The sequence below is a fragment of the Ferrimonas sp. YIN67 genome, assembly GCF_057219095.1.
This window is the reverse complement of record NZ_JBXVVJ010000016.1, coordinates 1-24,739: the sequence shown is the minus strand read 5'-3', so window position 1 is coordinate 24,739 and position 24,739 is coordinate 1. Positions and strand designations below refer to the sequence as shown.

At 56.0% G+C, this 24,739-nt stretch carries 23 protein-coding genes and 1 tRNA gene; 6 read left to right on the top strand and 18 right to left on the bottom strand.

Annotation, left to right across the window (positions count from 1 at the left end; genetic code table 11):
• Positions 1 to 2: 2 nt before the first annotated feature.
• From AC2D8U_RS20725 to psrA, 14 genes are all read right to left on the bottom strand, one after another.
• The gene (locus AC2D8U_RS20725) at positions 3 to 383 is read right to left on the bottom strand and encodes a PilZ domain-containing protein (protein WP_484620982.1); all 381 of its coding nucleotides are present in this window, start codon (positions 381 to 383) and stop codon (positions 3 to 5) included.
• A complete protein-coding gene (locus AC2D8U_RS20720; RefSeq protein ID WP_484620981.1) occupies positions 384 to 1,361 on the bottom strand; it encodes a flagellar motor protein MotB in 978 nt (325 codons plus the stop codon).
• Positions 1,361 to 2,218, bottom strand: a complete 858-nt coding sequence (gene motA, locus AC2D8U_RS20715; protein WP_484620980.1) for a flagellar motor stator protein MotA — start codon at positions 2,216 to 2,218, stop codon at positions 1,361 to 1,363. The genes AC2D8U_RS20720 and motA overlap by 1 nt, the downstream gene beginning before the upstream one ends.
• 13 nt (positions 2,219 to 2,231) lie before the next feature.
• Positions 2,232 to 2,957, bottom strand: a complete 726-nt coding sequence (locus AC2D8U_RS20710; protein WP_484620979.1) for an RNA polymerase sigma factor FliA — start codon at positions 2,955 to 2,957, stop codon at positions 2,232 to 2,234.
• Positions 2,958 to 2,966: 9 nt separating this feature from the next.
• Positions 2,967 to 3,422: a flagellar basal body-associated FliL family protein gene (locus AC2D8U_RS20705; RefSeq protein ID WP_484620978.1), complete on the bottom strand. Its 456-nt coding sequence runs from the start codon at positions 3,420 to 3,422 to the stop codon at positions 2,967 to 2,969.
• Positions 3,423 to 3,436: 14 nt separating this feature from the next.
• Entirely contained in the window at positions 3,437 to 4,450 is a 1,014-nt protein-coding gene (locus AC2D8U_RS20700; RefSeq protein WP_484620977.1) for a flagellar hook-length control protein FliK, read from the bottom strand.
• A 2-nt stretch (positions 4,451 to 4,452) separates the two neighbouring features.
• Positions 4,453 to 4,767 carry a hypothetical protein gene (locus AC2D8U_RS20695; RefSeq protein ID WP_484620976.1) on the bottom strand — a complete coding sequence of 105 codons (315 nt, stop codon included), beginning with the start codon at positions 4,765 to 4,767 and terminating at the stop codon, positions 4,453 to 4,455.
• Entirely contained in the window at positions 4,745 to 5,125 is a 381-nt protein-coding gene (fliS, locus tag AC2D8U_RS20690) for a flagellar export chaperone FliS (protein WP_484620975.1), read from the bottom strand. Before fliS ends, AC2D8U_RS20695 begins: the two co-directional genes overlap by 23 nt.
• 32 nt (positions 5,126 to 5,157) lie before the next feature.
• The gene (fliD, locus tag AC2D8U_RS20685; protein WP_484620974.1) at positions 5,158 to 6,504 is read right to left on the bottom strand and encodes a flagellar filament capping protein FliD; all 1,347 of its coding nucleotides are present in this window, start codon (positions 6,502 to 6,504) and stop codon (positions 5,158 to 5,160) included.
• 722 nt (positions 6,505 to 7,226) lie between these two features.
• Complete coding sequence (locus AC2D8U_RS20680) at positions 7,227 to 7,484, bottom strand: hypothetical protein (RefSeq protein WP_484620973.1); 258 nt, start codon at positions 7,482 to 7,484, stop codon at positions 7,227 to 7,229.
• Positions 7,481 to 8,767: a motility associated factor glycosyltransferase family protein gene (locus AC2D8U_RS20675; RefSeq protein ID WP_484620972.1), complete on the bottom strand. Its 1,287-nt coding sequence runs from the start codon at positions 8,765 to 8,767 to the stop codon at positions 7,481 to 7,483. Before AC2D8U_RS20675 ends, AC2D8U_RS20680 begins: the two co-directional genes overlap by 4 nt.
• A gap of 167 nt (positions 8,768 to 8,934) precedes the next feature.
• Complete coding sequence (gene lafA, locus AC2D8U_RS20670) at positions 8,935 to 9,801, bottom strand: lateral flagellin LafA (RefSeq protein WP_484620971.1); 867 nt, start codon at positions 9,799 to 9,801, stop codon at positions 8,935 to 8,937.
• A gap of 282 nt (positions 9,802 to 10,083) precedes the next feature.
• Positions 10,084 to 12,357, bottom strand: a complete 2,274-nt coding sequence (locus AC2D8U_RS20665) for an acyl-CoA dehydrogenase (protein ID WP_484620970.1) — start codon at positions 12,355 to 12,357, stop codon at positions 10,084 to 10,086.
• Between the two features lie 9 nt (positions 12,358 to 12,366).
• Positions 12,367 to 13,020, bottom strand: a complete 654-nt coding sequence (gene psrA / locus AC2D8U_RS20660; RefSeq protein ID WP_484620969.1) for a TetR family transcriptional repressor PsrA — start codon at positions 13,018 to 13,020, stop codon at positions 12,367 to 12,369.
• Between the two features lie 312 nt (positions 13,021 to 13,332).
• Here psrA and AC2D8U_RS20655 point away from each other — a divergent pair, with 312 nt between their 5' ends.
• The 3 genes from AC2D8U_RS20655 to AC2D8U_RS20645 all read left to right on the top strand — a co-directional run bounded on the left by AC2D8U_RS20655 (position 13,333) and on the right by AC2D8U_RS20645 (position 18,735).
• On the top strand, positions 13,333 to 15,138 hold the full coding sequence (locus AC2D8U_RS20655; RefSeq protein WP_484620968.1) for a M2 family metallopeptidase: 1,806 nt from the start codon (positions 13,333 to 13,335) through the stop codon (positions 15,136 to 15,138).
• Positions 15,139 to 15,470: 332 nt separating this feature from the next.
• Positions 15,471 to 16,901, top strand: a complete 1,431-nt coding sequence (gene rimO, locus AC2D8U_RS20650; RefSeq protein WP_484620967.1) for a 30S ribosomal protein S12 methylthiotransferase RimO — start codon at positions 15,471 to 15,473, stop codon at positions 16,899 to 16,901.
• 232 nt (positions 16,902 to 17,133) lie between these two features.
• Positions 17,134 to 18,735, top strand: a complete 1,602-nt coding sequence (locus AC2D8U_RS20645; RefSeq protein ID WP_484620966.1) for an AbgT family transporter — start codon at positions 17,134 to 17,136, stop codon at positions 18,733 to 18,735.
• A 788-nt stretch (positions 18,736 to 19,523) separates the two neighbouring features.
• On the opposite strand, the gene smrA is transcribed toward AC2D8U_RS20645, so the two are convergent.
• A complete protein-coding gene (gene smrA / locus AC2D8U_RS20640; RefSeq protein ID WP_484620965.1) occupies positions 19,524 to 20,102 on the bottom strand; it encodes a DNA endonuclease SmrA in 579 nt (192 codons plus the stop codon).
• A gap of 193 nt (positions 20,103 to 20,295) precedes the next feature.
• On the opposite strand from smrA, the gene AC2D8U_RS20635 reads away from it, so the two are divergent.
• Positions 20,296 to 20,823 (top strand): YybH family protein, encoded by a 528-nt coding sequence (locus AC2D8U_RS20635; RefSeq protein ID WP_484620964.1) that lies wholly within the window; start codon positions 20,296 to 20,298, stop codon positions 20,821 to 20,823.
• Positions 20,820 to 21,281 carry a YchJ family protein gene (locus AC2D8U_RS20630; protein WP_484620963.1) on the top strand — a complete coding sequence of 154 codons (462 nt, stop codon included), beginning with the start codon at positions 20,820 to 20,822 and terminating at the stop codon, positions 21,279 to 21,281. The genes AC2D8U_RS20635 and AC2D8U_RS20630 overlap by 4 nt, the downstream gene beginning before the upstream one ends.
• Here AC2D8U_RS20630 and AC2D8U_RS20625 read toward each other — a convergent pair.
• The 3 genes from AC2D8U_RS20625 to AC2D8U_RS20615 form a co-directional block, all read right to left on the bottom strand.
• Complete coding sequence (locus AC2D8U_RS20625) at positions 21,262 to 23,427, bottom strand: putative bifunctional diguanylate cyclase/phosphodiesterase (protein WP_484620962.1); 2,166 nt, start codon at positions 23,425 to 23,427, stop codon at positions 21,262 to 21,264. The two genes, AC2D8U_RS20630 and AC2D8U_RS20625, sit on opposite strands and share 20 nt — an antisense overlap.
• An 89-nt stretch (positions 23,428 to 23,516) precedes the next feature.
• A complete protein-coding gene (locus tag AC2D8U_RS20620) occupies positions 23,517 to 23,798 on the bottom strand; it encodes a DUF406 family protein (RefSeq protein WP_484620961.1) in 282 nt (93 codons plus the stop codon).
• Between the two features lie 132 nt (positions 23,799 to 23,930).
• Complete coding sequence (locus AC2D8U_RS20615; RefSeq protein ID WP_484620960.1) at positions 23,931 to 24,440, bottom strand: VC2046/SO_2500 family protein; 510 nt, start codon at positions 24,438 to 24,440, stop codon at positions 23,931 to 23,933.
• 115 nt (positions 24,441 to 24,555) lie between these two features.
• On the opposite strand from AC2D8U_RS20615, the gene AC2D8U_RS20610 reads away from it, so the two are divergent.
• Positions 24,556 to 24,640, top strand: a tRNA-Tyr gene (locus AC2D8U_RS20610).
• Positions 24,641 to 24,739: the final 99 nt, after the last annotated feature.

Sequence of the window (24,739 nt, the reverse complement as noted above, 5' to 3'; positions counted from 1 at the left end):
CTTTAAGATCCCTTCAATCGACCAATCTCATCGAACAACCGCATCAGCTGCTCGGTATCCCGATTATGCCAGCGTACGCCATAAAAACGTAACGCCCCCTGGATCCCCTGTGCCCTCACAACCGAGAAAGGCAAGCGTAATCCATTCAATTCCAGCACCAGGGGAGTCTCCTTGGGCAGCTCGGTGGCGCTGATCAAACCCGCGCCCCCTTTGCTGATGTCTTTGAGCGCCGCCAGCCCCAGCTCCTTGTGACCCCACCAGTGCTTTTTCTCCAACCGGACGGAGACGCCATCACAGGCCGTACGCAAGGACTTGTTAGGGTCCTCCCGCAGGGTGAAACGGGCGTGCTCGCGTCGATTGTCTTCCGTTACTTCCAGTTCCAATTACTCCCCCTGTTGATAACGACTGCGAGGTTGATTTCCCTGGGCGGCCTCGTGTGCCTGGGAAACCTTGCCTCCACTGGAGGTGCCAAAGAGGGAGTGCAGTTCCTCGCTGGCGTCACGGGTCAGGATCATCACCTCGATGCGGCGGTTTGCCGACGAACGGTGGTCTTCATGATCCAGTGGTACCCTATCAGCCATCCCCACGACCTGAATAAACTGATTCAGGCCGACGCCACCGTACTGCAGCGCGCGACGCGCTTCCAATGCCCGGCGGCTCGAAAGCTCCCAGTTGGTATTTTCCGAGCCCCGAAAAGCCGTCGAGTCGGTATGGCCCGACACCATCAGCGGATTCTCCACCTTGGCCAGCAAGGGGGCCAGGGCAAACAGCAGATCCTCAAAATACGGCGTCATCCGGGCGCTGCCTCGAGCAAACATAAACTGCTGAAGGTTATCGCGGATCAAGATCTTAAGACCCTGAGGAACCACCTCGACACTGACGTTCTTGGCCAGATCCGTGCCCAGGATCACCTGCTCCACTTCATGGGCCAGGGCTTCAAGTTGCGCCTGGGTTTCGAAAGCGCCCGGCAACAGGGTATCCATATGATCACCCTGGCCCGATGCCGCTCCCCGCTCTCCCCTGGGAATGTGGTTGACGACAGCTGGTCCGGCACGACCTGAGCCCGTACCTTTTGCCGGGAATACAGGATCCGCCAACATCACAGAGCCTTCGAGATCGATCGCATGGGGACGGTTGCTCTCCATCGAGATCCCATCGGTGCCATCGAGCACCTGCTCACCACTGAGTGCCGACACCATCGCTTCCCGCTCTTCCTGATCGGCGACTTGGGTCAACCAAAGCACGAGAAACAGGGCCATCATCGCCAAGGCGAAGTCAGCAAACGCTACCTTCCACGCCCCGCTGGCTTTGGCCGTCTTCTTGCCTCGGTGCACCTTGACGATGACGGTTTCACCGTTCATTAGCGCTGCTCCTCAGTCAGGAAACGCTCCAGCTCAATAAAGCTCGGCCGGTTCTCTTCCTGGATCATGCGACGGCCGCCATCGAGTGCCAGCAGAGGCTGCTTGCCCGAGACCTGAGCCACCATGATCGCCTTGGCACATTGCAACTGGGCCATCTTCTGGTCCACCTGATGTTCCAGGGCGGCAGAAAGAGGTTCAAGCACACAGTAACAGGCAAAGACCCCCATAAAAGTACCCACCAACGCTGCGGCCACATAGTAACCGATCATGGTCAGTGGCCCGTCGATGGCCCCCATGGTGATGATGATCCCCAAAACCGCCGCCAGAATACCGAAGCCCGGCAGAGCTTCACCGGTACGGTGCAAGGAGTGAGATGGACGCATCCGGTCTTCCTGCAAGCGGTGGATCTCTTCGTCCATCAAATGCTGGAATTCGTGAGGATTGATCTTACCCATCGACTGGAGTCGCAAGTTATCCACCAGGAAGCTCAACAGCAGTGGCTGGCGCAGGACTGCGGGATAGGTCAGAAACAGCGAACTTTCAAAGGGCTTTTCGATGTGATCGTCCAGCACCTTGATGCCACTGTGCTGGATCTGATTCATCAGGCTGTTCATCAATCCAAACAGCTGGGGGTACAGCTCAGGATCTTCTTTTTCATCGCTGATCAGTTCACGCACCTGCCCCAGGGTATCGCGCAGAACCGGTCCTGGGTTGGCCAAAACATGAGCGCCCAAGGCGGCCCCTATCACAATCACCACTTCTGCAGGCTGCCAAAGGGTAAGAAGGTTGCCGTCTGCCAGGGCGAAGCCGCCAAATACCGACAATACCGCCACGACCAGGCCGAGGATCTTAATCATGATGTATCCTTAATTACTCAATTTCCCAGTCTTGGTAGACCGCCTTCAACTGCTTTACTGCCTGCTTATGCAGCTGGCAGATCCGCGACTCGGTCAGTCCCAAGGTCAGGGCAATTTCTTTCAAATTCAATTCGTGTTGGTAGTAGAGGGACAGCACCAGCTGCTCTCGCTTGTTGAGTCGAGCCAGGGCCGAAGCCAGAGTCTTTTGCTGATTGAAGCGGGCGACATCACTGCCTTCATGTTCGAAATTTTGCCCCGCCCCCAGCAGATCATCCAGACTCTGCAGGCTCTCGGCCTGAGAGGCATAGAGCCGCTCTCGATATTGCGTAAGAGACAGGTCCAATGCCGACGCGGTTTCCTGATCCGTTGGCACACGACCCAGTTCCCGCGTCAATTTCCGTACCATGTCATTGAGTTCGTGGGTCTGTTGACGCAGCTGACGAGGCCGCCAATCCTGGCGACGCAGTTCATCCAGGATCGCCCCGCGCACCCGCAAACTGGCAAACGCGATAAAACCGTTGTCCGGCTCACCGGGATAGCGCCGCAAAGAGTCGAGCAGGGCCATTAAACCTATCTGCTCCATGTCCTCAGAGCCCATCACTGCACCACAATGACTGCGCAACTGATTGGCTGCCCGCTTGACCAGGGGAAGGTATTGATTAAGGTAGTGTGCCTCGTCATATTGACGCACCACTTCAGGGGTACCAGACGCCTGGTAGGCCTGCTCAGACTGCAACATCAAATGCTCCTATTGCACCACCAGGCGGGTGAACAGGACCTGGTCCAATTGCACCTTCACCTGATTTCTCGCCAGTGCTTCCACCAAGGCGTCTTTCACTTCCAACTGCAAGCCGTTGAGATCACGCAGTTGACTCAACTCCTCGTAGCTCTTTGCAGAAAACAGGTGCATCAGGGTGTTATTGATCAGCGGCTCAATCTGCTTGATCTGCTCCTCAAACCCTTCGGTGGCGCTTTTCACCGCCAACTCAAGCTGAACATAATGTTGAAACTTCTCGCCCGGGACGCTGATCACGAAACGATCCAGCACATGGAAGCGTGACTCGCCATTAGCCACCACACTGGTGTCACTGCCGGGCCACAGGGGCGCGAACTTTACTCCGCCCCAGAATCCCGCCAGGCAGGCAGCCGTGATAAGGATGCCATTACGGGTCCAGTTGCTGCGATTTTTGCCATTGAATTGCATGTAAAACTCCTGAATTAGGCTTTAGCGTCGATCTCAAGTGACGAAAAGGCGTCCTTGCCATCGGCCTGGACCGGGGCGGCAGAGGCAATGGCCGCAACTCCGGAAGGTTGTTCGTGTGTGTCCTGCTCCGGGGTATCCCCCACATCGACGTTGACGCCGCCACCGTGGGACTGGCCCAATTCATCACGCAGACGATCGGCATTTTGCGCCAGGGCATCCCGAACCTGGGGATTGGCCGCAGACATCTGCACATGCAAACGATCCCCGTCGAGCCGAACATTCAGTTCAATCCTGCCCAGATCCGGTGGGTCGAGACGCAATTCGGCCGTTTTGATCTGTTGGAATGACTGGAAGCGCAACTGATCCTGTAACGGCGCCAGTAGCTCCCTGGCCCACTGCTGGGGTTGGGGCGGCAGGGCCACCGGGCCCCATTGGCTCACGGATCGTGTTGAGGCTGCCTGACCCGCCGACTGGCTGGCCGACAGTGCCGACACCGCCGACGCCCCCTCCGAAGCCCCGGCAACCAACTCCGCCGCCGAGTTCAGGGTCATGACCATGCCCTGAGGCAAGGCCATCGCGCCGCTTCGGCCCGCCAGTTGAGCCGTCATGCCCGCCTTAGGGGTAACAAACTCCTGTTGCTCCATGGTCAATCGGGAGCGCATCTGAAGAGGGGTGTCCAACTGGGCAGAATGAACCCGTGAAGCGCGCCCTTCACGGCTTCGCTCCAGGTCAAACCCTGCCTGACGCCCTTGTTCGGTCCGGCCATGCTCCCTGCCGGGCTCACCCTGACTTGCCAACATCGCCTGGCGCGAAGTAACAGCGGGTTGCTCCCCCTCCTCTTCAACAAGTTCAGAGGGTTGGACAGGCTCGAGCCGCTCGGCCAGTTTGGCCTCCTGGTTACGCTCGGCAAGATGCCGAGCAAAGCCCTCGGGATCCCCCGACAGGATCGATCTCTCACCGTTTTGCCCTTCGTGGCCGGAAAACCCTTCTGGCGCAGCGCGTGGTGCAATAAAACTTGGGATCTGCACGATTATTTCTCTCCGCTCGCCAGGGTGAGCTCATACGCACTGAGCCCCTCCCGGCTTTCCCTAAACTGTGCCAGCTTGAGACTCAGGCTGTCCCTGGCTTGCTCGACCTTTAATTGGGCTTCGGCATGGGTGCGTTGCAGCCGTTGCCGTGCCTTAAGCTCACCATCGTCCTGTGCCGGACCGGCTTGCTGCAGGGCCTGGCGCATGGCCAGGTCCAGCTTGGCCAACCGCTGCCAGTCTTCCGCCGAAGCGGCTTGTTCGATGGCCAGGGCAAATTTATGCCACTGGCGTCGATCAATTGAGGTTTTGCCAGCCATCACGGACATCACTTACTACTTTCACCACGGGCACCAGCAGGCTGGCATCGTTTTTCAGACTGGCCTGAAACAACTGCTGGCTGCAGTAGTCATACAGGCGATGGAGGTTAGTGGCGATCTCACCGCCGCTCTCCAGATCCAGCGCACTGTCAAGGCCATGAACGATGTCGATGCACTTACCGATGCTCTTGCCCTTCTGTTCCATGCGATTGGCGTTGAGGTGTCCCTCCGCCCGGGCCAACTCTTCAAGCAGGCCATTGAGCAGCATGCGCACCAGCTCATGCTGGTTCGCCGCCGCCGCGCGGGCGTTCACATTGGTGTGTTTATAAGCATCAAATGCATTGTTGTCCGTGAGCATGAGTCTCTCGTTAAAACATCAAAAAAAGTAAATTAATAGAAGAACATACTGGATTGCTGCATCTGCAGCGTAAGCTGTTCTACGCGAACGAATTGGGACAGGTAGCGGTTGTAGACCTGCTCCATGCGCATGTCATGCTGAGCCATCTTGTCTTCGACGCGACGGATATTGCTGTCCATGGAGGTTTGACGGCTTTTCAGATAGCCGTTGTCCTCGGTCAGGGAGGACACCGCACCATCCAGGCGTTCAAACAGGCCACCCTCTTCGGTGAAGAAATCCTGAACGGCACTACCATGGGTATCCAGTGCGGTTTCAAGCTTACCGCTGTCGAGCTTCAGCTTGCCGTCGCGGCCGACTTCGATCCCAAGATCGTGCAGTGTCAGCCCAGCAGACGAAGTACCGTACATCTCGCTGCGCAGCTTCTGGGACAGGGCGCGCAGGGCCGGATCGCCGTTGAGGACGCCAACATCTTGGTCGCTTGGTGGCTTAAAGCCCGCATCGTCATCGTCATCGTCATCATCACCGCTGTCGTTATCGTCCAGTTCCACCTCCTTGCCGAAGGTGTAGTGGGCGATCTCGTCGATCATCCGGTTAAAGTCTTTGATGAAGGACTGAACGGAATCGGTGATCCCCTCCTTGTCCTGGCCCACAGTAACGCGCAAGGGTTCGTTGGCCGCGGTGGTCTGCTTCAGCTCAATGGTCAGGCCATCAACCACGTTTTCCAATACATTGGACGAGGAGGTAATGGTGATCGGATTAGTGTCCCCCATCAGCACAATGGCATCCTGGGCCTTGGACAGCTCCTGTACCGCCACAGCGCTGCCATTGGGCTGCTGGAGCTCAATCACGTTATCCGCACCGGTCTCCTCCGAGGTCAGCACCAGGTGCACTTCCCCATCGGTACGCACCAGGCTGGCCTGCACCCCAGGGTTGTCCGCAGAATCGTTAATGGCGTCGCGCAGCGCTTCCATCGAATCGATACCACTCATATCGATGGTCATCGGCTCACCACCGAGCGAAATGGTGTATTCGCCAGTCAGGTTGGCCGGATCAAAATCCTTGGAGGAGAGCGCCACCTGATGGGCCTGGGCCAACTGCTTTACATGAAAGCTGTACTCACCGGACGCCGCGCCGGCACCGGCAGTGATATTGGCGATGCTCTCATCCGAAACGGTCACGCCCATCTTGGAGAAGTCGTCATCGGCAATGTTGCCCATACGACTGCTGAAACTGTTGAGACGTGACTCGACCGCCTTATAGGCATTGAGCTGGGCCTCGTACTGCTTCATCTGAATGCTGTACAGCTGATCTTTGGGCGCACGTTCAGCCTGAATCAGCATGGCCGCCATCTGGGCGGGGTTGATACCGGAACCGATCATAAATACTCCTTAGTGCCCACAACGAGGCAAGAATGATGCCAATAATTTTTCCTTGGTTTATGAGGGCTTAGCATAGGAAAGGGAAACATTTCCTCCCTTAACTTCCGCCATCCTGCATCCGGAGGAAGTGCTTCTTCCGGGTGAAAAACAAGGAATTTCTAACACTCCCAAGGCGTCGTCGGCGAAGGCGAACTTAAGGGCATTGACGTTAGAGGACGCGGCGCGATACCTGTCAGGACGAAAAAAACTCGACCCCCGTAGTGAAAAGGCCAAAAAAGGATGGAGCACCGTCAAGCGAGTGGATTTGAAGGCGGAGTTTCGAGGTTCCCACCGGAGGTCTCAGACACCTCTAAAGGGGCCCTTTACAGGCCCCAGGGGTAACTGAGGGCAATCTGCAGCGACTCGGTCAAGTGTCGAGACAGATCAGAGTGACTGGCTCACTGGCCGTCACGTTAACCTACGGCTAAAGGCCAGCTTCATGTCGATGCCGCAAGGCTGGCCCGGGGGACAGCCTTGCGGCAGATAACGCATATAATGCGGCTATCACCCCTGCGGGACAGTGGCTTGACGTGCACCATACCTTGGCTCCGAGTGCCCCATTTCCTTCCCAAACGGGATTAAGGGCAGCGGGACTCACCAATTAACTTGAAAAATTCCTGTGAAACAAAAAACGGAAAGCCGTGGCTTCCCGTTTATCAATCGACTTGAGGCCCTGCCCCCGGTCAGGGTTGACCAAACAACTCGACCAGTTCGTATTCAAAGTAATCGGCGAGTCCGTTAAAGTCACCGATCGACTGGCACTTCAACATCGCAGGAAAGACCACTTGAGCTTGCTCCAGCTTGAGGCCTGTCAGTTTGGGAAACTGGTCCGCTAACCGAGGCATCAGCTCACCGATCGCGATCCGCCCATCCATAATCTCGCCTTGGCGTAGCATTTTTGCAGCACGCTTCATCTCTTTGATCAAATGTGGGTTGCTCATGCTACCTCCTTCAAACAATCGGTTCCTTTTATTGCTGCACCTATCATGCTCGCATTAACAAAGCGGACCGAACTGGCCCATTCGATATAATCCTCTAGCTCTCGCAGGTACATTGCCATGTTGGACTCGGTAGCTAACCATTCGCCATTGGTTCCTAGTACACGACGATGTGCACCTTTGGCACTGGCACCCAATTCTCCGTCATCATAACCTGTGTGGGTCTGTCCACGAGGATAAGCGAAATCACAGCCATGCAACTCTATTTCAAAAACCCCCATCCTTACAGCCAAATCAACGGCAGTATGGGTCACACTCCCAGCCCCGTAAAGGCGCCCTACCTTTGCTTTGCTTGCCCATTTATCATACATTTTGCCCAATCTGATTGCAGCATATCGCGGCCCTCGCCATTGGTTTAGCACCTCTTTATTGCTATGTGGGAAATAAACAAGGGGTACCTTATCCAAACGTTCTACCTGGAGGTGCTCTGCAGTGATCTTCGCATCAACAGTAACCACATAGTCTGGCTTAATACCTGCGTCTAAGAGTGGCTTAACCGCGGTATCAACAGCGATCAGTATCGCTTGGTCTTGTTGTTCACGGATCCGCTCTATTCCTTCTCCCAATGAAGGACCTGTTGCCAGCACTAGCGCCTTTTTGTGTATACCCTCTCCTTGCTTGGCAAACAGAGTTCGAACATCGCCATCTTGCCTAATCAACTCTAGATTTGACTTGAAGCGGTCACTAACTGCCTTATTACTCACTTGATGCGTTCGATTTAGGAATGCATCATTTAATTCTGTGATTAGTCGGTCTTTAAGACCGGTGCAACTTGGATGGGAAAAACCCAGCTCTACGGGGACAATAGCCAAGGGATCTTTAAGTCGTTCATTTTCACCCATTCGTAGAATCACTCTAGGATCTTCAAGCCAGCTTAGTTGATCTGAATTTGCCAACACAAAGGCAAATAGCGCAGGACATAAAATCACCACGTCCAGAAGCTCTAGAGACTTCCTCTGCAAAAGATAGTTCTGCAGGTCACCCAACCCGGTGCCATAGACATGTGCCTTTTTTGCATCTTTGGGGATTCGGCGTGCCAACAGTGTTGCCTCGGCAACCCGATCATGACGGCTGGTTAACTGGATCCCAGCTACTGAGATGGTAGTTTGCAAACCTTGTACTACAGAAATAGTAGGGCTAGCATCCTCCTGTTGACCTAACAGTTCGGCTACATCCGGCCATCGCTGCTTAATCACATCAAAATTCGTTTTAAACTGGCTGTTCATGATTATTATCCAAGCTAGCTACCCAACAGGGCGAATAATTCAATTTGGCGACAAACAGCCAGCAATTCTTAATCGCTTTTTCGCAGCCCTGGTTTAACTGGTTAAATAAAAAACAAAAAGGGAGCCCGAAGGCTCCCTTTTGTTAGCAAGGCCTGTAAGTCTGAGACTTACAGCAGACCCATTACCAGACCGTTCATCTGGTTGGACTGGGCCAGGATGTTGGTGCCGGCCTGAACCAGCAGCTGGTTCTTGGTCATGTTGGCAGTCTCAATGGCAAAGTCGGTATCCATGATACGACCCTTGGCAGCATCGGTGTTCTCGGAGATGTTGGCCAAGTTGTTGATGGTGTGCTCCAGACGGTTGATGTTGGCACCGAAGGAAGCACGAACACCGTTAACATCATCGGTAATGGTTTCCAAGGCAGTGATCACTGCACGTGCATTAGTGCCAGTTACGCCTGAACCACCGATAGGGGTATTAGCCAGGTTCTGGAAATTGGTGTATGCAGTGCTCAGTTCAGTAGAAACATCTACATTCAGGGTTTCGGAGGCAGATGCACCGATCTGGAAGGTCAGACCACCAGCAGTACCGAACTTACCGCCAGTACCACCAGAGCCCATCAACAGCTTCTCGCCAGCACCGTAAGAGGTCTGCTCGAAAATACGTACAGCTTCGGATTGCAGCTCAGCAAATTCCGCCTGCAAAGCTTCACGCTCTTTCACGCCGTTGGAGTCGTTCGCAGACTGAGTGGCCAGATCCTTCATGCGGTAAGCGATGGAGGACAGCTCGTCCATGGCGCCTTCGGCGGTCTGCATCATGCCGATGGCATCCTGGGAGTTACGCTGGGCAACGGCCATACCGCGAGACTGGGCTTCCAGACGGTTGGCGATCTGCAGGCCAGCAGCGTCGTCGGCAGCAGAGTTGATGCGGAAACCGGTGGACAGACGCTCCATGGCGGTGCCCATGGCGGAGTTGGAACGGTTCAGAGCGTTCTGAGCGACCAGAGAGTTGTAGTTAGTTTGAATAGACAGCATGATGTGACTCCGTGTTTAGATATCATGTGATTGCGTTCACTTTCCTAAAACGACCCCCCCCGGGATTTCTTAAAATCGATCATTAAAAAAATCCCAATTTTTCTTGATTGGTGATTTTCTATTAAATCAGCCACCTATATTGATTACCTCACCATCAATGGGGGGAAACGCAAAGCGCCGCCCTTCGGGGCGGCGCTTTTCTCACACCATGTTCCGACTCATTGCTTAAGCGAATGTTCACCACGGCGAGCCCATTACGCCTTAGCCGTTACGCCTTAGCCTTTATGGCCGGGCAAACTCATCCACATCGATGGCTCGACGGGACAGGGTCAATGCGCTCTGGAGCCGCTCACTGTCATGCTCGGTAAGTACCCCTTCGGCGACGGCCTGGGCCAGCAGAGCCTCATCCATCGGCCCGCTCGCCAGGGTACCGCTGCGCTGGGCCTGCTTCACCGCCTTGGCCGCGCCACGGGCGGCCACATTGGCCAGGAAGGCCTGCTCCACGTTTGCCGGGCCGCTCTGCTCCCCCTCCCTCAGGTGACACAGGTGGGTCAGCCGGTTACGAGCACAGCCGGGTTGGCCGATGGCCTGAGCCACTGCCTTGGCCTGCTCGTCACTGGGGCCATGGAAATGATTACCCAGAGGCTTCACCAGCAGACGGGCCAACCAGGCGACGGGGCGATTGGGGAAGTTGCGCAGCGCAGCGCTCAGTGCCCTGCTCGCCTCGGCCAGGCACTGGGCCATGGCGTAATCAACAAAGGGCAGATCCCCCTGCTGTCGGCCATCCATCTCATAGTTGCGCAGGACCGCCGAGCCCAGGTAGAGCTGGCTGAGCACGTCACCCAGCCGAGCCGAGATCATCTCCCGGCGTTTCAGATCGCCACCCAGGACCAGCATCGACAGATCCGAAACGATCGCCAGGTTCGCGGCAAAGCGCGAGAGGTGCTGATAGTGCCGTGCCGTGGGGCCCGCTACCGGCTTCTCGGCAAAGCGGGAGCCGGTCAGGCCATGGGCCAGCGAAACCAGGGCGTTGCGGCTGGCAAAGCCCAGGTGGGACATCAACAGGCTGTCGAAACGGGTAAGTCCGCGATCCGTGTCCACATCGGCCACAGCCTCCATCTCCGCCAATACATAGGGGTGACACCGGGTCGCCCCCTGGCCGAAGATCATCAGGTTGCGGGTCAGGATATTGGCCCCCTCCACCGTGATGGAGATGGGACTGGCGATGTAGGCATGGCCCAGGTAGTTGTTGGGCCCAAGCTGGATCCCCTTGCCCGCCTGGATGTCCATGGCATCGTTGATCACCTTTCGCCCCAGCTCCGTCATATGGTACTTGGCAATGGCGGTCACCACCGAGGGCTTCTGATTGCTGTCGATGGCGGTCAGGGTCAGCTTGCGCGCGGCTTCGAGAATATAGGTGTTGCCGGCGATCCGAGCCAACGCCTCCTGAACCCCTTCGAACTCCCCGATATTCACGCCAAACTGACTGCGTACTCCGCAATAGGCACTGGTGGTGCGGGTCGCCATATGACCGGTGGCCGTCGCCAGGGCAGGCAGAGAGATCCCCCGTCCCGCCGACAGGCACTCCACCAGCATGCGCCAGCCCTTACCCGCGTAATCGGCCCCGCCGATCAGCCAGTCCAGTGGAATAAAGACATCGGTTCCCCGGGTCGTGCCATTCATAAAGGCCAGCCCCAGGGGGTCGTGGCGTTGGCCGGTTTCAACCCCGGGATGGGAGGTGGGGATCAGGGCACAGCTGATCCCTATCTCCGGCTCATTGCCCAGCAGAGCATCGGGATCTTTCAGTTTAAAGGCCAGGCCCAGCACGGTGGCGACCGGCGCCAGGGTGATGTAACGCTTGTCCCAGGTCAGACGAACCCCTAACACCTCTTCGCCATCAAATTCGCCCCGGCAAACGATCCCCACATCCGGGATCGCCCCGGCATCCGAGCCCGCAGTGGGGCCGGTCAAGGCAAAACAGGGGATCTCAGAGCCATCGGCCAGGGCAGGTAACCAGCGCTCTTTCTGTGCTTCGGTGCCATAGTGGGCCAGCAGTTCGCCGGGCCCCAGGGAGTTGGGGACCATAACGGTAACCGCCACGCTGATGGAGCGGGTGGCGATCCGCGAAACAATGGTGGAGTTGGCATAGGCGGAGAACGCCAGGCCGCCATAACTCTTGGGGATGATCAGGGCAAGAAACTTCTCTTTGCGTAGATAATCCCAAACGGCCTGGGGCAGATCCCCCTCCTGCATGATGGCGTAATCGTCGATCATGCCAAGGAGGGTTTCCAACTGATTGTCGATAAAGGCCTGCTCGTCGTCCGTCAGACGGTTAGCGGGATAACTGTGCAACTGGTTCCAGTCCGGAGAGCCACGAAACAATTCGCCATCCCACCAGACATTGCCCGCCTCCATCGCTTCTCGCTCGGTCTGGGACAAGGGGGGCAGCACCCGCTGCATAAACTGGAACGCCGGCCGGGTGATCAGCTGACGCCGTATGTTTTTAACGGTAAAGATCACCACCAGGGCGATCACCAAGAGAAACAGCAAGGTCATGGGATATCCTTATTCAGTACCGGTAGGAAGTTCGGACACCGGGGCCGCCACACCCGCGGCCACATAGGGGATCATGCGGCGAAGTACGGACTCAATGTCATTGGGTTGGGCAAAATCTGCCGTGGCGATGTCCACCAGGGCATCATAGGAGCTCACGGTGAACACCAGGCTCCCCAAGGTATAGTGCATTCGCCAGAACACTTCGACAGGTGTCAGGTGCGGGGCACTTCGGCGAACGTGCTCGGTGATCTGTGCCATAACATCGCCATGATGCGTGGTTACAAACCAGCGCAAGTGTCCCTGGCTTTCGATATAACCTCGTCCCAGGAGTTGAAGGAACAGCGCCGTGCCATTAGCCCGGATGGCGTTAACCGCCATCAGCGGTGTCACCATGGCCTCGAAAACCTCCTGCAGGGTGAGATCCTGGCGCTCCTCCAAAGGTTGAAGTGCCTGGCCAAGCGCCGGCATAAAGTGGTCCAAGTAGCGGGCCAGCACCGCCTGGATCAACTCCTTCTTGGAGCCAAAGTGGTAATTGACCGACGCGAGGTTCACCTCCGCCTTGGTGGTGATCAGCCGTAATGAGGTTTCCGCAAAGCCCCGTTCGGCAAACAGGCGCTCCGCCGCATTTAAGATCCGTTCCTTGGTGCCAACTCTATTCGCCATGAGTTCCTGCCGCAGCAAAATCAAACGTTTGTTTAAAATAAAGCCAGGTCACACTTTTGTCAAAACACGTATCAAACTGCAACTTGTCCTCCCCGGCACGGACGAGAATTTTTTTTTGCCCGACACCCCCATTAATTGTGATCTTGACCTATCAATAAGGTAAGAGAGTGTTCGCCACTCCCCTCTCCCTGGACCCGATGGAACCCAATCTGTCTATTCCCATCGGGTCTTTTTTATTTAAATCATTACCTTCCCTTTCAAACACCAAGCCAGTAACGTTCCGATAACACCATCAATCACTGACATACGACGATGCGACCTCAGCCTGGGCCATTCCTGTTGCTCACCTGCGCAGCCCTCCTTGGTGCCTGCAGCGACACAACGACTGAAGCTTCCGATGTAAACAGATTCCTACTCAAAGCCGAACAGACGCTTTCAGACCTGTCGAGGCACAGCGCACAAGCCCATTGGCGCTACGCCAACCATATGACCGACGACACTGCGGCACTGGCTGCCGAGCAGTCCGTTCGGCTGCGTGTGCAAGCGGTGGAGTACGCACTGCAGGCGGCCGAGTTCGATGGTGATAATTTGACCATGACGCAGCGAAGGAAACTGGAGCTGTTGCAAACCTTCCAGACCTTGCCTCTCCCCCCCGAGCCCCACAAAAGACAGCGCCTGATCCAGGCCAGCATCGAGCTTGAGGCTCTGTACGGCCAGGGCAAACTCTGCCAGGACGATCTGCCCTGCCCCGACCCGTCGCAGCTCTCCTCGGTCATGGCAAATTCTCGAGATCCCCAGCAACTGGCGGCGGCCTGGATCACCTGGCATGATCTGGCCAGCCCCATGCGATCCCCTTTCAGTGAGCAGGTAACGCTCGCCAACGAAGGCGCCCGGGTATTGGGCTATCAAGATCTCGGAGAGTTGTGGCGCAGCCAATACGAACTGCCTGCTGCTGACTTTGCCAAAATGCTCGAACGCCTCTGGCTTGAGATCAGCCCCCTGTACGAGGCATTGCATTGCTATGTGCGGGGCTCTTTGGCCGATACCTATGGTGAGGCGCTCATCTCCCAGGCGCACCCCATCCCGGCCCATCTGCTGGGGGACCTATGGGGCCAGAACTGGAGTAAGATCTTCGCACTGATCACCCCGGATCATCTCCCCGGACCCAGCTTCGATCTTACCACCTTGCTGAACCAGGCCGGCTATGATGAACGCCAGATGGTGAAACAGGCGGAACATCTCTTTACTTCAATGGGCTTTGCCCCTCTGCCTGAGACGTTCTGGCAACACTCCCTATTTGTCCAACCCCGGGACAAGAACGCGTTGTGCCACGCTTCTGCCTGGGATCTGGATCACCAGGGCGATGTTCGCCTTAAGATGTGCATCCGTCGAAACGGTGAGGACTTCAAGGTCGTCCATCACGAACTGGGCCATAACATCTACCAAAGAGCCTATAAAGATCAGCCATTTCTCTTCAAAGAGGGAGCCAATCCAGCGTTCCATGAAGCGATCGGGGATGTCATCGCCCTATCCCTCACCCCAAAGTACCTGCAGGAGATCGGTTTACTTGAACAGACACCACCGCCCGGCAGTGATATCAGTTTGCTGCTGCGCCAGGCACTGGATAAGGTAGCATTTTTGCCCTTTGCCCTGATGGTGGATCAATGGCGCTGGCAGGTGTTCTCCGGAGCTATCAACGAAGACAACTACAACCAGGCCTGGTGGGAACTGCGGCTGAAATACCAAGGGATCGCCCCACCACAGATCCGCAGTGAGGCCAACTTTGATCCGGGCAGTAAATACCATGTGGCGGCAAACGTGCCCTACAGCCGCTATTTCCTGGCCCACCTGCTTCAGTTCCAACTGTACCAAGCGCTGTGCGATACGGCGGGCCATACGGGCCCCATTCACACCTGCTCCCTGTATGGCAGTGAAGCCGCCGGCGAACAGCTAAAGCGACTGCTAGAGATGGGCCGTAGCCAACCCTGGCCCCAGGCCCTGGCGCAGATCACTGGCACATCGGAGATCAACGGTCTGCCACTGCTCGATTACTTCTCACCGCTGCATGACTGGCTCAACCGCCAAAATGCCTGGGCAGGTCGCCAGTGTGGCTGGTGATCAGGGATCAAAACATCGAAACTCGTGCCCTTCTCCACTTGTCCTCATCCCTCAAGACCGGGACTCTCATAGAGCGACCGCTCGACGCAGGATAGGCCATGTCCAAGCCCAAGGGGTATCCATGGTCTGGGCTTGCCTGTCATCTTGACGCGCCCATGCCAGGATCGAGACGAGCCATATCGAATAGACTCTCGCTGACCGTTACGACTTCACGCCGTCATTGAACAAATTTTAGCCTTGAACGGCTGTACCCATCCTATCCTTCCGGTATAATCCGCCAACTTTGCAAAACCCCTGTTGTTAGTAGCCAATAGCGAGACCCTCGGACGCCTATGACCGTAAACACTTTCGATCCCAATGACAGCCGCCCTGTGGCGGAGCAGCCCAACACCACCCACGCCACCAAAGTGGCCCCAAGCATGGGTGACGGCGCCAAAGGAACCGGCACACGTATCGGCTTCATCAGCCTTGGCTGCCCGAAAAACCTGGTGGACTCGGAGCGGATCCTGACTCAATTGCGGATCGAGGGCTATGACATCGTCAACACCTACGAAGGTGCCGATCTGGTGATCGTCAATACCTGTGGCTTTATCGACTCCGCCGTACAGGAGTCCCTGGACACCATTGGTGAAGCCCTCAAAGAGAACGGCAAGGTGCTGGTCACCGGCTGCCTGGGTGCCAAGGACGATGAGATCCGCCAGATCCACCCCAAGGTGCTGGGCATTACCGGCCCACACGCCTACGAAGTGGTACTGGAGCAAGTGCACGCTCACTTGCCTAAGCCACAACACGATCCCATGACCAGCCTGATCCCGGATCACGGCGTTAAGCTGACCCCACGTCACTACGCCTACCTGAAGATCTCCGAGGGCTGTAACCACAAGTGCACCTTCTGCATCATCCCCTCCATGCGCGGTGACCTCGACAGTCGCCCCATCGGCAACGTGCTCGATGAAGCCAAACGCCTCAAAGCAGCTGGGGTCAAAGAGTTGCTGGTGATCAGCCAGGACACCGGCGCCTACGGGGCCGACGTCAAGCACCGCACCGGCTTCTGGAATGGCATGCCGGTAAAAACCGCCATGCTGGATCTGTGCAAGAAGCTGGCCGAATTTGGGATCTGGGTACGCCTGCACTACGTCTACCCCTACCCGAACGTGGCAGACGTCATGCCGCTGATGGCCGAGGGCAAGATCCTGCCCTACCTGGACATCCCCTTCCAGCACGCCAGCCCGCGGGTGCTCAAGGCGATGAAGCGCCCGGGGAACGCCGAGCGTACCCTGGAGCAGATCAAAGCCTGGCGCGAGCAGTGTCCGGATCTGGTGATCCGCTCCACCTTTATTGTCGGCTTCCCAGGCGAAACCGAAGAGGACTTCGAGTTGTTGCTCGACTGGTTGGCGGAAGCCCGACTGGATCGTGTCGGCTGCTTTAAATACAGCCCGGTGGAGGGTGCCACCGCCAACGCCATCGAAGAGCAGATCCCGGAAGAGGTAAAAGAGGAGCGCTACCAGCGCTTTATGGCCCTGCAGGCACAGATCAGCCGGGAAAAGCTGGCGGATCGCGTAGGCCAGGAGATGCTGGTGATGGTCGATGAGATCGGTGAAGATGGCGCCATCGGCCGCAGCTACGCAGACGCCCCAGAGATTGATGGCCGCGTGATCATCGGCGGTGAATACGATCTGAATCCGGGCGATATGGTCTGGGTCAGCATTGAGTTCTCAGACGATCATGATCTCTTTGGCACTCTGGTTGACGACGAGGAGTGATCCGCTTCCCATCACAAAAAGGCCGCAATCCGGCCTTTTTTTTGCCCGCAGGCACACCAGACACAGAACAATCAACCAAGGCGCAACGCCCCCACCAACGCAATCACAACAGCCATGACACATTTGGCAGTTTATTCTTGAGTTTCCCTGCCTCGCCTCTAAAATCATCGCCTCTCAGTGTTGATAGAAAAATAAAAAAGATCGGCACATTTCTCACAACTGGAAGTTACGCATGAGCTCAAACACCCTTGAGACTGGCCAAGGCGCCAGCATGGAACAAAACGGCGCGTTTCGTCGTTTTTTGGATGTCGTGGAACGCTTGGGCAACCTGCTGCCGCACCCAATCACCCTGTTCGCCATTTTCTGCGCCGCCATCATCCTGATCTCCGGCATTGCCGGTTACTTCGGCTTGGAAGTGGCTGACCCTCGTCCAGAGGGTGCTGCAGGCCGCGCGGCCGACGGCACCATCAAGGTCTTCAGCCTGCTCAGTGCCGAAGGCCTGCGCATGATGGTGTCCAATATGGTCACCAACTTTACCGGTTTCGCCCCTCTGGGGACCGTACTGGTCGCCCTGCTGGGTGTCGGTGTGGCCGAGCGTGCCGGCATGATCTCCGCCGCCCTGCGCGGCCTGGTCATGGGCGCTTCTCCCCGCCTGGTAACCTTTATCGTGGTGTTCGCCGGGATCATCTCCAACACCGCTTCCGAGTTGGGCTACGTCGTCCTGGTGCCTCTGGCCGCCATGACCTTCCACTCTCTGGGGCGTCACCCACTGGCGGGTCTGGCTGCAGCCTTTGCCGGCGTGTCAGGGGGTTACTCCGCCAACCTGCTGCTGGGTACGGTGGATCCACTTCTGTCCGGGATCACCGAAACCGCCGCCCACATCATCGATCCGACTTACACCGTCGGCCCGGAAGCCAACTGGTTCTTCATGATCGTGTCCACCTTCGTGGTCTCCGGCCTGGCCATGTTTGTCACCGAGAAGATCGTCGAGCCGAAACTGGGCAAGTACAACCCAAGTGACGCGGCAGACGACGTCGAACATGACGAAATGAAGGGGCTGAGTGCCGAAGAGAAGCGCGGCTTGAAAGCCGCCGGTCTGACGATCCTGGGTCTGTCTGTACTGCTGGCCCTGACCGTTGTTCCTGAGTGGGGTCCACTGCGTCACCCGGACACCGGGCTGGTGGCGGGCTCCCCGTTCCTGCGCGGGATCGTTGCCTTCATCTTCTTCTTCTTCGCCATCCCCGGCATGGTTTACGGTAAAGTCGTCGGCACCATCAAGACCGATCGTGATGTGATCGACGCCATGAGCCACGCCATGTCCACCATGGGCATGTATATCGTCCTGGTGTTCTTCGCCTCCCAGTTTGTGGCCTACTTCTCCTGGACCAACCTGGGTGCGATCACTGCCGTTGGTGGCGCAGGCTTCCTTAACAGCATCGGCCTGGACGGTCCCCTGCTGTTTATCTGCTTTATCATCGTCTGTGCCTTCATCAACCTGATGGTAGGCTCCGCCTCGGCGCAGTGGGCAGTGACCGCCCCGATCTTCGTGCCGATGCTGATGCTGGTAGGCTACGCCCCGGAAACCATTCAGGCGGCTTACCGCATCGGCGATTCCGTCACCAACATCATCACGCCGATGATGAGCTACTTTGGCCTGATCCTGGCCGTTGCGACCCGCTACAAGAAAGATCTGGGGATCGGTACTCTGGTCGCCACCATGCTGCCTTACTCCCTGGTGCTGTTCGTCGGCTGGACCTTGCTGTTCGTAGTGTACGTGTTTGTTCTGGGCCTACCGGTTGGCCCTGGCAGCCCAACCTACTGGACCGCAGGCTAACCACCCGCATGCACTGACAAGAAAGGCCCGCTCATTCGAGCGGGCCTTTTTCTTGGCTGTGTCTTAACTCGCTGTTGAAACTCCAAGTGGACATAAATACAAGAAAAACTTTGTGCCCCACCCTGTATCATCGCCGACTTCGAGGACGATGCCTGAGGGATAATCACTCGCAGTGCGAAGACTCAATAAGTTTAAAAGCAAAAGAAATCCATGTCTGGCATCGCCCCCTATTCAAGTTTGGCGAGGCAAACGGGGAGTCAGAGCGGGGCGCGCAGCCGGAACGAGTCCCCTTGCTCTTACTCGCAGAGATGGCTGTCGCCGACGCGACAAGGATACTGGTGGCTAAGTCTATGAACCGCAGAAGGTCGTGCAGTGCAACCCTTAACTAGGACACAGCCTTTTTCTTTATCGGCCTATGGGGGAAAACCCGGATCCAGGGAAAGAGCCTTGCTCATCAGCAAGGCTCTGGGTGCCATAGGAGATGGGGGAGGAACCTGAATGCTAAACCGGATCAGGAAGCGCTCTGTCAGGATCACCCTAGCACCTCATTCGCAACTCTGAGATCGGCTCCCGTTGAACGGGTAGCGGTGAAGCAGCAATGGTGTTGAACCCTCAGGCCCCCAGCCCTATGACTCCATGGCTGCAACCTTGGGAGCCCTCACCGTTTGTCGAATGCCGCACAACTCTAAACGATGATTTAGATCCTGGTACCGACTAAATAGAGGACGCTGTGCTCACAGAGTAATGAAAAAAGGGGGGAGCGTTAAGCCATAACGGGTCCCTGTTCCCTAGCGTTTCTGGTGACGCTCGCGGTTTTCCAGCTTCTGCTGAGGACTTTTCCGCATCAGCACATACACAGCGCCGGTTCCGCCGTGCTGACGCATCGCGGTATGGTACGCCAGGACTTCCGGCACACAGGGCAGCCACTTCGCCAGATAGCTTTTGAGTACGGCCCGGAAAGGCTTGGAATTGAGCCCCTTGCCGTGCAAGATCAAGGCACAGCGGATATCGGCACGCTGGCAATCCGCCATAAACTGCAGCAACGCCTGACGGGCCTGCTCTACCGTGTGCCCATGCAGATCCAAACGCGCCTCAAGTTCATATTTACCCAATCTCAAATTCTTGTAGACCCCGTGTTGCATCCCGCCTCGGGTCCAGCCAATCACATCATCCGGCTCTACGGGATCGACGGCTTCCAGGGTCAACCCATCCTCGCGGGTCTGCGCTTCGGCCTCAGCCGCCTGCCGCCGGGCCAATTGAGCTGCCGTGGCTTGCTGACGCTCAAGGCTGACGACTCGATCTCCCTTGCTTAACGGCACCACATCGGCCATTTCACTCAAAAACAGATCCTGTTCGCCCTTATCCACACTTTGCCTCGTCTTACTGTGTATCACGGCACTCATTATACCCATCACAATGACAGGCCGCTGAGACCGCTCACAAATTGTAAAGCTTTCCCCCTTTACACCGTCGCCCAACACGTCATCCTTGGAAACAGTCAGCCCAATTGAGGTTTCAACATTGCGTTTCCATTTTTGGGGCTATGCCCTGGCGTGTTTGATGTGTAGCACGGCCGCTGCCAATGAGCTCGGTCGCTCTCTGGATCCTATCTATGACCTGTTTGGCCAAGCCTATCAGAGTCTGGATGCGGCCCCCCTGGTCGCTCGCTACAGTGAAGATGCCTGTATGATGGGGGTCTCCGAGCGGGATGGCTTCTTTACCGGCCGAACCAAGATCCAAAAAGCCTACCAGGGCTGGTTCGATAAGATCCGCAACCGAGAAGGGCAGATCGACATTCGCTTTCGCGTGGTAAGCCGACACCGACATGACAGGATCGTCACCGACGCAGGCTACTACCTGATCCGCTATCAGGCGGGCCCTCAAAAAGGCCATTCAGTCTCCCAGTTTGCCGGAAAGTTCATCATGAACTTCCACCAAAACAGCGATGACCAATGGCTGATCAGCGTCGACTCTGCGACACGGGTCAATGCAGATCTCTTTTATCAGGCCCAACAGCAAGACGGCCTGTACTTTGATGCACCGTTCGAGATAATGGCCGCAAATCCAGAATCCAATTCGACACCATGAACGACTGCCCTTGCGGCAGCAGTGCCCCCTACTCGGACTGCTGCCAACCCTTGCATCAGAAGATCCAACACGCCCAATCTCCAGAGCAACTGATGCGTTCCCGCTACTGCGCCTTTGTCATGGCTCAGGCTCAGTATCTGTGGGATACCCACCATCCAGAGTTTCGTGACGATCTTACGGTCGGTGCGTTAGCCGTGGCGGCACGTGAGGCCCAGTGGCAGCATCTGGAACTGCTGACCTGCCCCACCCCAGAGGAAAATGTTGGCTATGTGGAATTCAAGGCATGGTACCGGCAAGAAGGCATACTGGAAGTGCTGCATGAGCGCTCGCGCTTCATCCGCCAAGATGGGCAGTGGTTCTACTGCGACGGCGAATTTTCCCCCAAGCGCAGTGCCCCTGGGCGCAATGCCCCATGCCCCTGTGGTTCAGGCAAGAAATTCAAGCGATGTTGTGGTTAAAGTCGGAGTTTTGAGACAGCATTAGCGCTTCAATCCGGCTCGGGACCACGGCTTCACTGAATAAAAAGCCTTGGGCCTGATCACACAGATGACGACTTAAAAATGCCTTTTGGTATTCATTTTCAACCCCCTCTGCGGTGATCGCCAGACCCAGGGCCTTCCCCATCGCTATGATCGCCGGGACAATCTGCCGGCTTTGACTCGATCGTTCCAGATCGGCCACAAAGGAACGGTCGATCTTCAGTTTTTGTACCGGCAACTGCTTCAAGTAAGCCATTGAGCTGTAGCCGGTACCAAAATCATCGATCGCCAGTACGATCCCCAGTTCACCCAGCTGATCGCACAATTGGGTCACCTTTCCAACGTCCTCAAGCAAGCTGGTTTCAGTGATCTCAAGCACCAGACTGCCGGGCCGGATCCGGTACCGATTCAACTGAGCCCAGCAGATATCAAACAACTCTCCCGCCAAGAGTTGCTTAACCGAGACATTGACGTGCATCTGAAAAGTCGGCCATAGCTTCTGCCAAAGGTGTAACTGATACAGTGCCGTCTGCAACACCCATCGGCCTATCGACTCAATCTGACCATTTCGCTCAGCCAGTTCGATAAAACGTCCGGGGTACATTACCCCCTGCTTAGGATGCTTCCAACGCAGCAAGGCTTCCACTCCGCTGATCCTATTGCTGCGGAGATCGATCAAAGGTTGATAGTGCACCTCAAATTGACGTCGAGTCAGCGCCTGCTCCAGGTCGCTTTCTATCCGCATCCGCTCTCGATAGGTTTCCAGCAACTGGGGGTCGAAGGCCCGAAAGCCTAAGCCTCTTTTCGCCTGAGCCATAGCCAGATCCAGCGCAACCAGGGGGCTGATCCCTCCCCTATCCAACTGCATATCCAGGGATGCCAAGATCACCGAAACCATCAGACGCCCACCTGCGAAGCCCATGCTCCCCTGCAGACGTTTGCTAAGCTCCCTGGCCAACCTCTCCTGCTCGATCGCCACCGGGCGCTCAAACGCAACAATAAATTCATCGGCGCCAATGCGATAGAGTTTGGCGGCATCCAAAACCTCGGCTGCACCGTTCAAGCGCCTGGCGATCTCCTGCAACACCAAGTCGCCAACTTTTTCACCATGAAAATCATTGATGGAACTGAAATCGACCAGATCGATAAGAAACAGCAAAGCCGGTGGATGATTAACCAGCGCTTGCTGAAACCGAAACCGATTTAACAACCCCGTCAATTGGCAATGCCAGGCCATCTGCTCCAACTTCTGCCGCTGTGCCTTTTCCTGAGTAATATCTTCCGAGACCATAACCAAGTACTGCTCGCCCGGCTCGGTATGGATCAAGTTCACCCGAAACCGGATCCAGAGTGAGCGTCCATCCGAACCGCTTAACTCAATCTCACCCTGCTCAGCTTTGCCGCTCAGCACAGACTGAAGCCACCGTTCAGATTGCTCAGGATGGTTCTCGAACGCTTTCAGAGTACGAACATTCTTCCCGAGCAGATCCTGCTGCTCACTGGCACCTATGTATGCTTGGTTCGCATAAACGATCTCTAGACTTGCCGCATCGGCGATCACCGTTCTCTGGCTGGATTGCTCAATGGCATACCGAAACAGATCCAACCAACTCTGTTTTTCCGCTCCCTGCCTGTCAGCCAACCACAGCGTAAGCAGATGTCCTATCTGTTGCAGCCAATGTGCATCCCGCTCACGCCAACGTTTCGGCTCCAGGGCTTCCACACAGAAGATCCCACACAACGCCCCATTCACGTGCAGCGCAACATCCATCATGGAGTGGATCCCATGGGGAATAAGATAGTTAGGGTTCATTGCCGCAGTGGCAGGGTGTAAGCGCGCCGAGTCGGCCTTAAGCAGTGCGTGCTCGTGGAGATAATCGAAGTAATGAGGAAAATCATCGTAATGCAACAAGCCATCCTGAATTGGCGACCCGCCGCATTGATATCGAACCACCGGACTGAGCACCCGATGCTCATTTTGAAACAGCCAGACCGAACTTGTCGCTACCTGTAGCTGCTCACAGACCAACTCCGTTGCGGCGCTGGCCAATGTGGCAAAATCCGTTTTTCCTGAATCGGCTAGCTTCTGTAACTTGGCTAGCGCTTTGGTGCGTCCCTGCTCCATGCATCGCTGTCCGGTTCTTAAAACCAACAAGGCTTACACTAACGTGTAAGCCTTGTTCATTCAACAGCTTGCACTAAAGCATTAACGCTTTAGACGATCGTCATTTCAAACAGTAAACGTTCTGCAGCACAGGAGAAGGTCAAGGTACCCTCCAACTGACTGTCATCCGCCTTCCATTTGGAATCAATAATCACATCATTGAACCGAGCCTTGGCCTTCTGTGCAAGCGCATCAAATGCCGCTTGGGCCTCACTCTCACTGGGCGCAGAGACCGGCACAGTCAGCACAGTATCCTCTTCCGCGATGACGGCCCCAACATCCATAAAAGAACCACAACACTCAGTGACCAGATCCTGCGTTTTATTTTCCATCTCGACCTCAATTCAAACAGCATAAAAGCACCTCGTGATTATAGGCACTATGACACGCTGAACCGTGGATCAGATCACACCAAAGAAGCCCTACTGGCAGGAAAAACAGACGGCATCAATTCACAAAATCGATTAGGCGGTCAGATTTAGGGCACTGCTCTGCAGTCGTTGCTGAGCAATAAGATCCGCGAGATCTGTCTCTGGCGGCAAGGTCGGGCGAGAAAGGGGCTTGGCTGCGCATCGTCGGTTCAACCATGGCTCAGCATTATTCAATGCTTGTTGAAGGCCATAAGGATTTTTCCCCCTGATCTCCATGGCTTGAGGCACTAAACAGTCCTGTAGACGACTCTGGACCAAGCCTCCTTGGTGAAAAGCACGGGCCGAATCAATAGAAGGTTGTGCCTCATGATACTCTTGTGACAGCGGTGCCTCCGCACCTAACTCAAACTTATCGCGCAATGGCAAGGGCTTACCATCGGCATCACGCTCGAGCTGAAATTGACCGTGATAGCGTACGTCCTGGACCATCATCGACAACAACAGGCCAAAGTCACCCCGACGCTCCTGTTGGACCGCCTGACTCAGGGCATCACCCAATTGTAATTCGTTGACTAAAATGGCATCAGCCCGCATGGAAAACATCCAAAAATCATAAGTTCACACGTTTTATCGCCCTAACCATTCAAAACTTTAGAAAAAAATCGCGCACCAGGGTTTACAGACATAAATTGGCTGATACTATACGCCCCGCACATGTGGAGGGGTTCCCGAGTGGCCAAAGGGAACAGATTGTAAATCTGTCGGCACTGCCTTCGATGGTTCGAATCCATCTCCCTCCACCATATTTCTTCGACACGCCCAGGCGGATCGAAACACAAGTTAAGCAACACCCCGTGGAGGGGTTCCCGAGTGGCCAAAGGGAACAGATTGTAAATCTGTCG

Coding starts and splice junctions, on each gene's coding strand:
- AC2D8U_RS20710 (WP_484620979.1), bottom strand. CDS start 2,957: ATGTTGCAGTCTGAGCAGGCCTACCAGGCGTCTGGTACCCCTGAAGTG.
- motA (WP_484620980.1), bottom strand. CDS start 2,218: ATGATTAAGATCCTCGGCCTGGTCGTGGCGGTATTGTCGGTATTTGGC.
- AC2D8U_RS20655 (WP_484620968.1), top strand. CDS start 13,333: ATGCGACCTCAGCCTGGGCCATTCCTGTTGCTCACCTGCGCAGCCCTC.
- AC2D8U_RS20680 (WP_484620973.1), bottom strand. CDS start 7,484: ATGAGCAACCCACATTTGATCAAAGAGATGAAGCGTGCTGCAAAAATG.
- AC2D8U_RS20630 (WP_484620963.1), top strand. CDS start 20,820: ATGAACGACTGCCCTTGCGGCAGCAGTGCCCCCTACTCGGACTGCTGC.
- AC2D8U_RS20645 (WP_484620966.1), top strand. CDS start 17,134: ATGAGCTCAAACACCCTTGAGACTGGCCAAGGCGCCAGCATGGAACAA.
- AC2D8U_RS20620 (WP_484620961.1), bottom strand. CDS start 23,798: ATGGAAAATAAAACGCAGGATCTGGTCACTGAGTGTTGTGGTTCTTTT.
- AC2D8U_RS20720 (WP_484620981.1), bottom strand. CDS start 1,361: ATGAACGGTGAAACCGTCATCGTCAAGGTGCACCGAGGCAAGAAGACG.
- fliD (WP_484620974.1), bottom strand. CDS start 6,504: ATGATCGGTTCCGGTATCAACCCCGCCCAGATGGCGGCCATGCTGATT.
- AC2D8U_RS20665 (WP_484620970.1), bottom strand. CDS start 12,357: ATGACCTTGCTGTTTCTCTTGGTGATCGCCCTGGTGGTGATCTTTACC.
- AC2D8U_RS20625 (WP_484620962.1), bottom strand. CDS start 23,427: ATGGAGCAGGGACGCACCAAAGCGCTAGCCAAGTTACAGAAGCTAGCC.
- psrA (WP_484620969.1), bottom strand. CDS start 13,020: ATGGCGAATAGAGTTGGCACCAAGGAACGGATCTTAAATGCGGCGGAG.
- AC2D8U_RS20695 (WP_484620976.1), bottom strand. CDS start 4,767: ATGGCTGGCAAAACCTCAATTGATCGACGCCAGTGGCATAAATTTGCC.
- rimO (WP_484620967.1), top strand. CDS start 15,471: ATGACCGTAAACACTTTCGATCCCAATGACAGCCGCCCTGTGGCGGAG.
- lafA (WP_484620971.1), bottom strand. CDS start 9,801: ATGCTGTCTATTCAAACTAACTACAACTCTCTGGTCGCTCAGAACGCT.
- AC2D8U_RS20615 (WP_484620960.1), bottom strand. CDS start 24,440: ATGTTTTCCATGCGGGCTGATGCCATTTTAGTCAACGAATTACAATTG.
- AC2D8U_RS20635 (WP_484620964.1), top strand. CDS start 20,296: ATGTGTAGCACGGCCGCTGCCAATGAGCTCGGTCGCTCTCTGGATCCT.
- AC2D8U_RS20705 (WP_484620978.1), bottom strand. CDS start 3,422: ATGCAATTCAATGGCAAAAATCGCAGCAACTGGACCCGTAATGGCATC.
- AC2D8U_RS20675 (WP_484620972.1), bottom strand. CDS start 8,767: ATGAACAGCCAGTTTAAAACGAATTTTGATGTGATTAAGCAGCGATGG.
- fliS (WP_484620975.1), bottom strand. CDS start 5,125: ATGCTCACGGACAACAATGCATTTGATGCTTATAAACACACCAATGTG.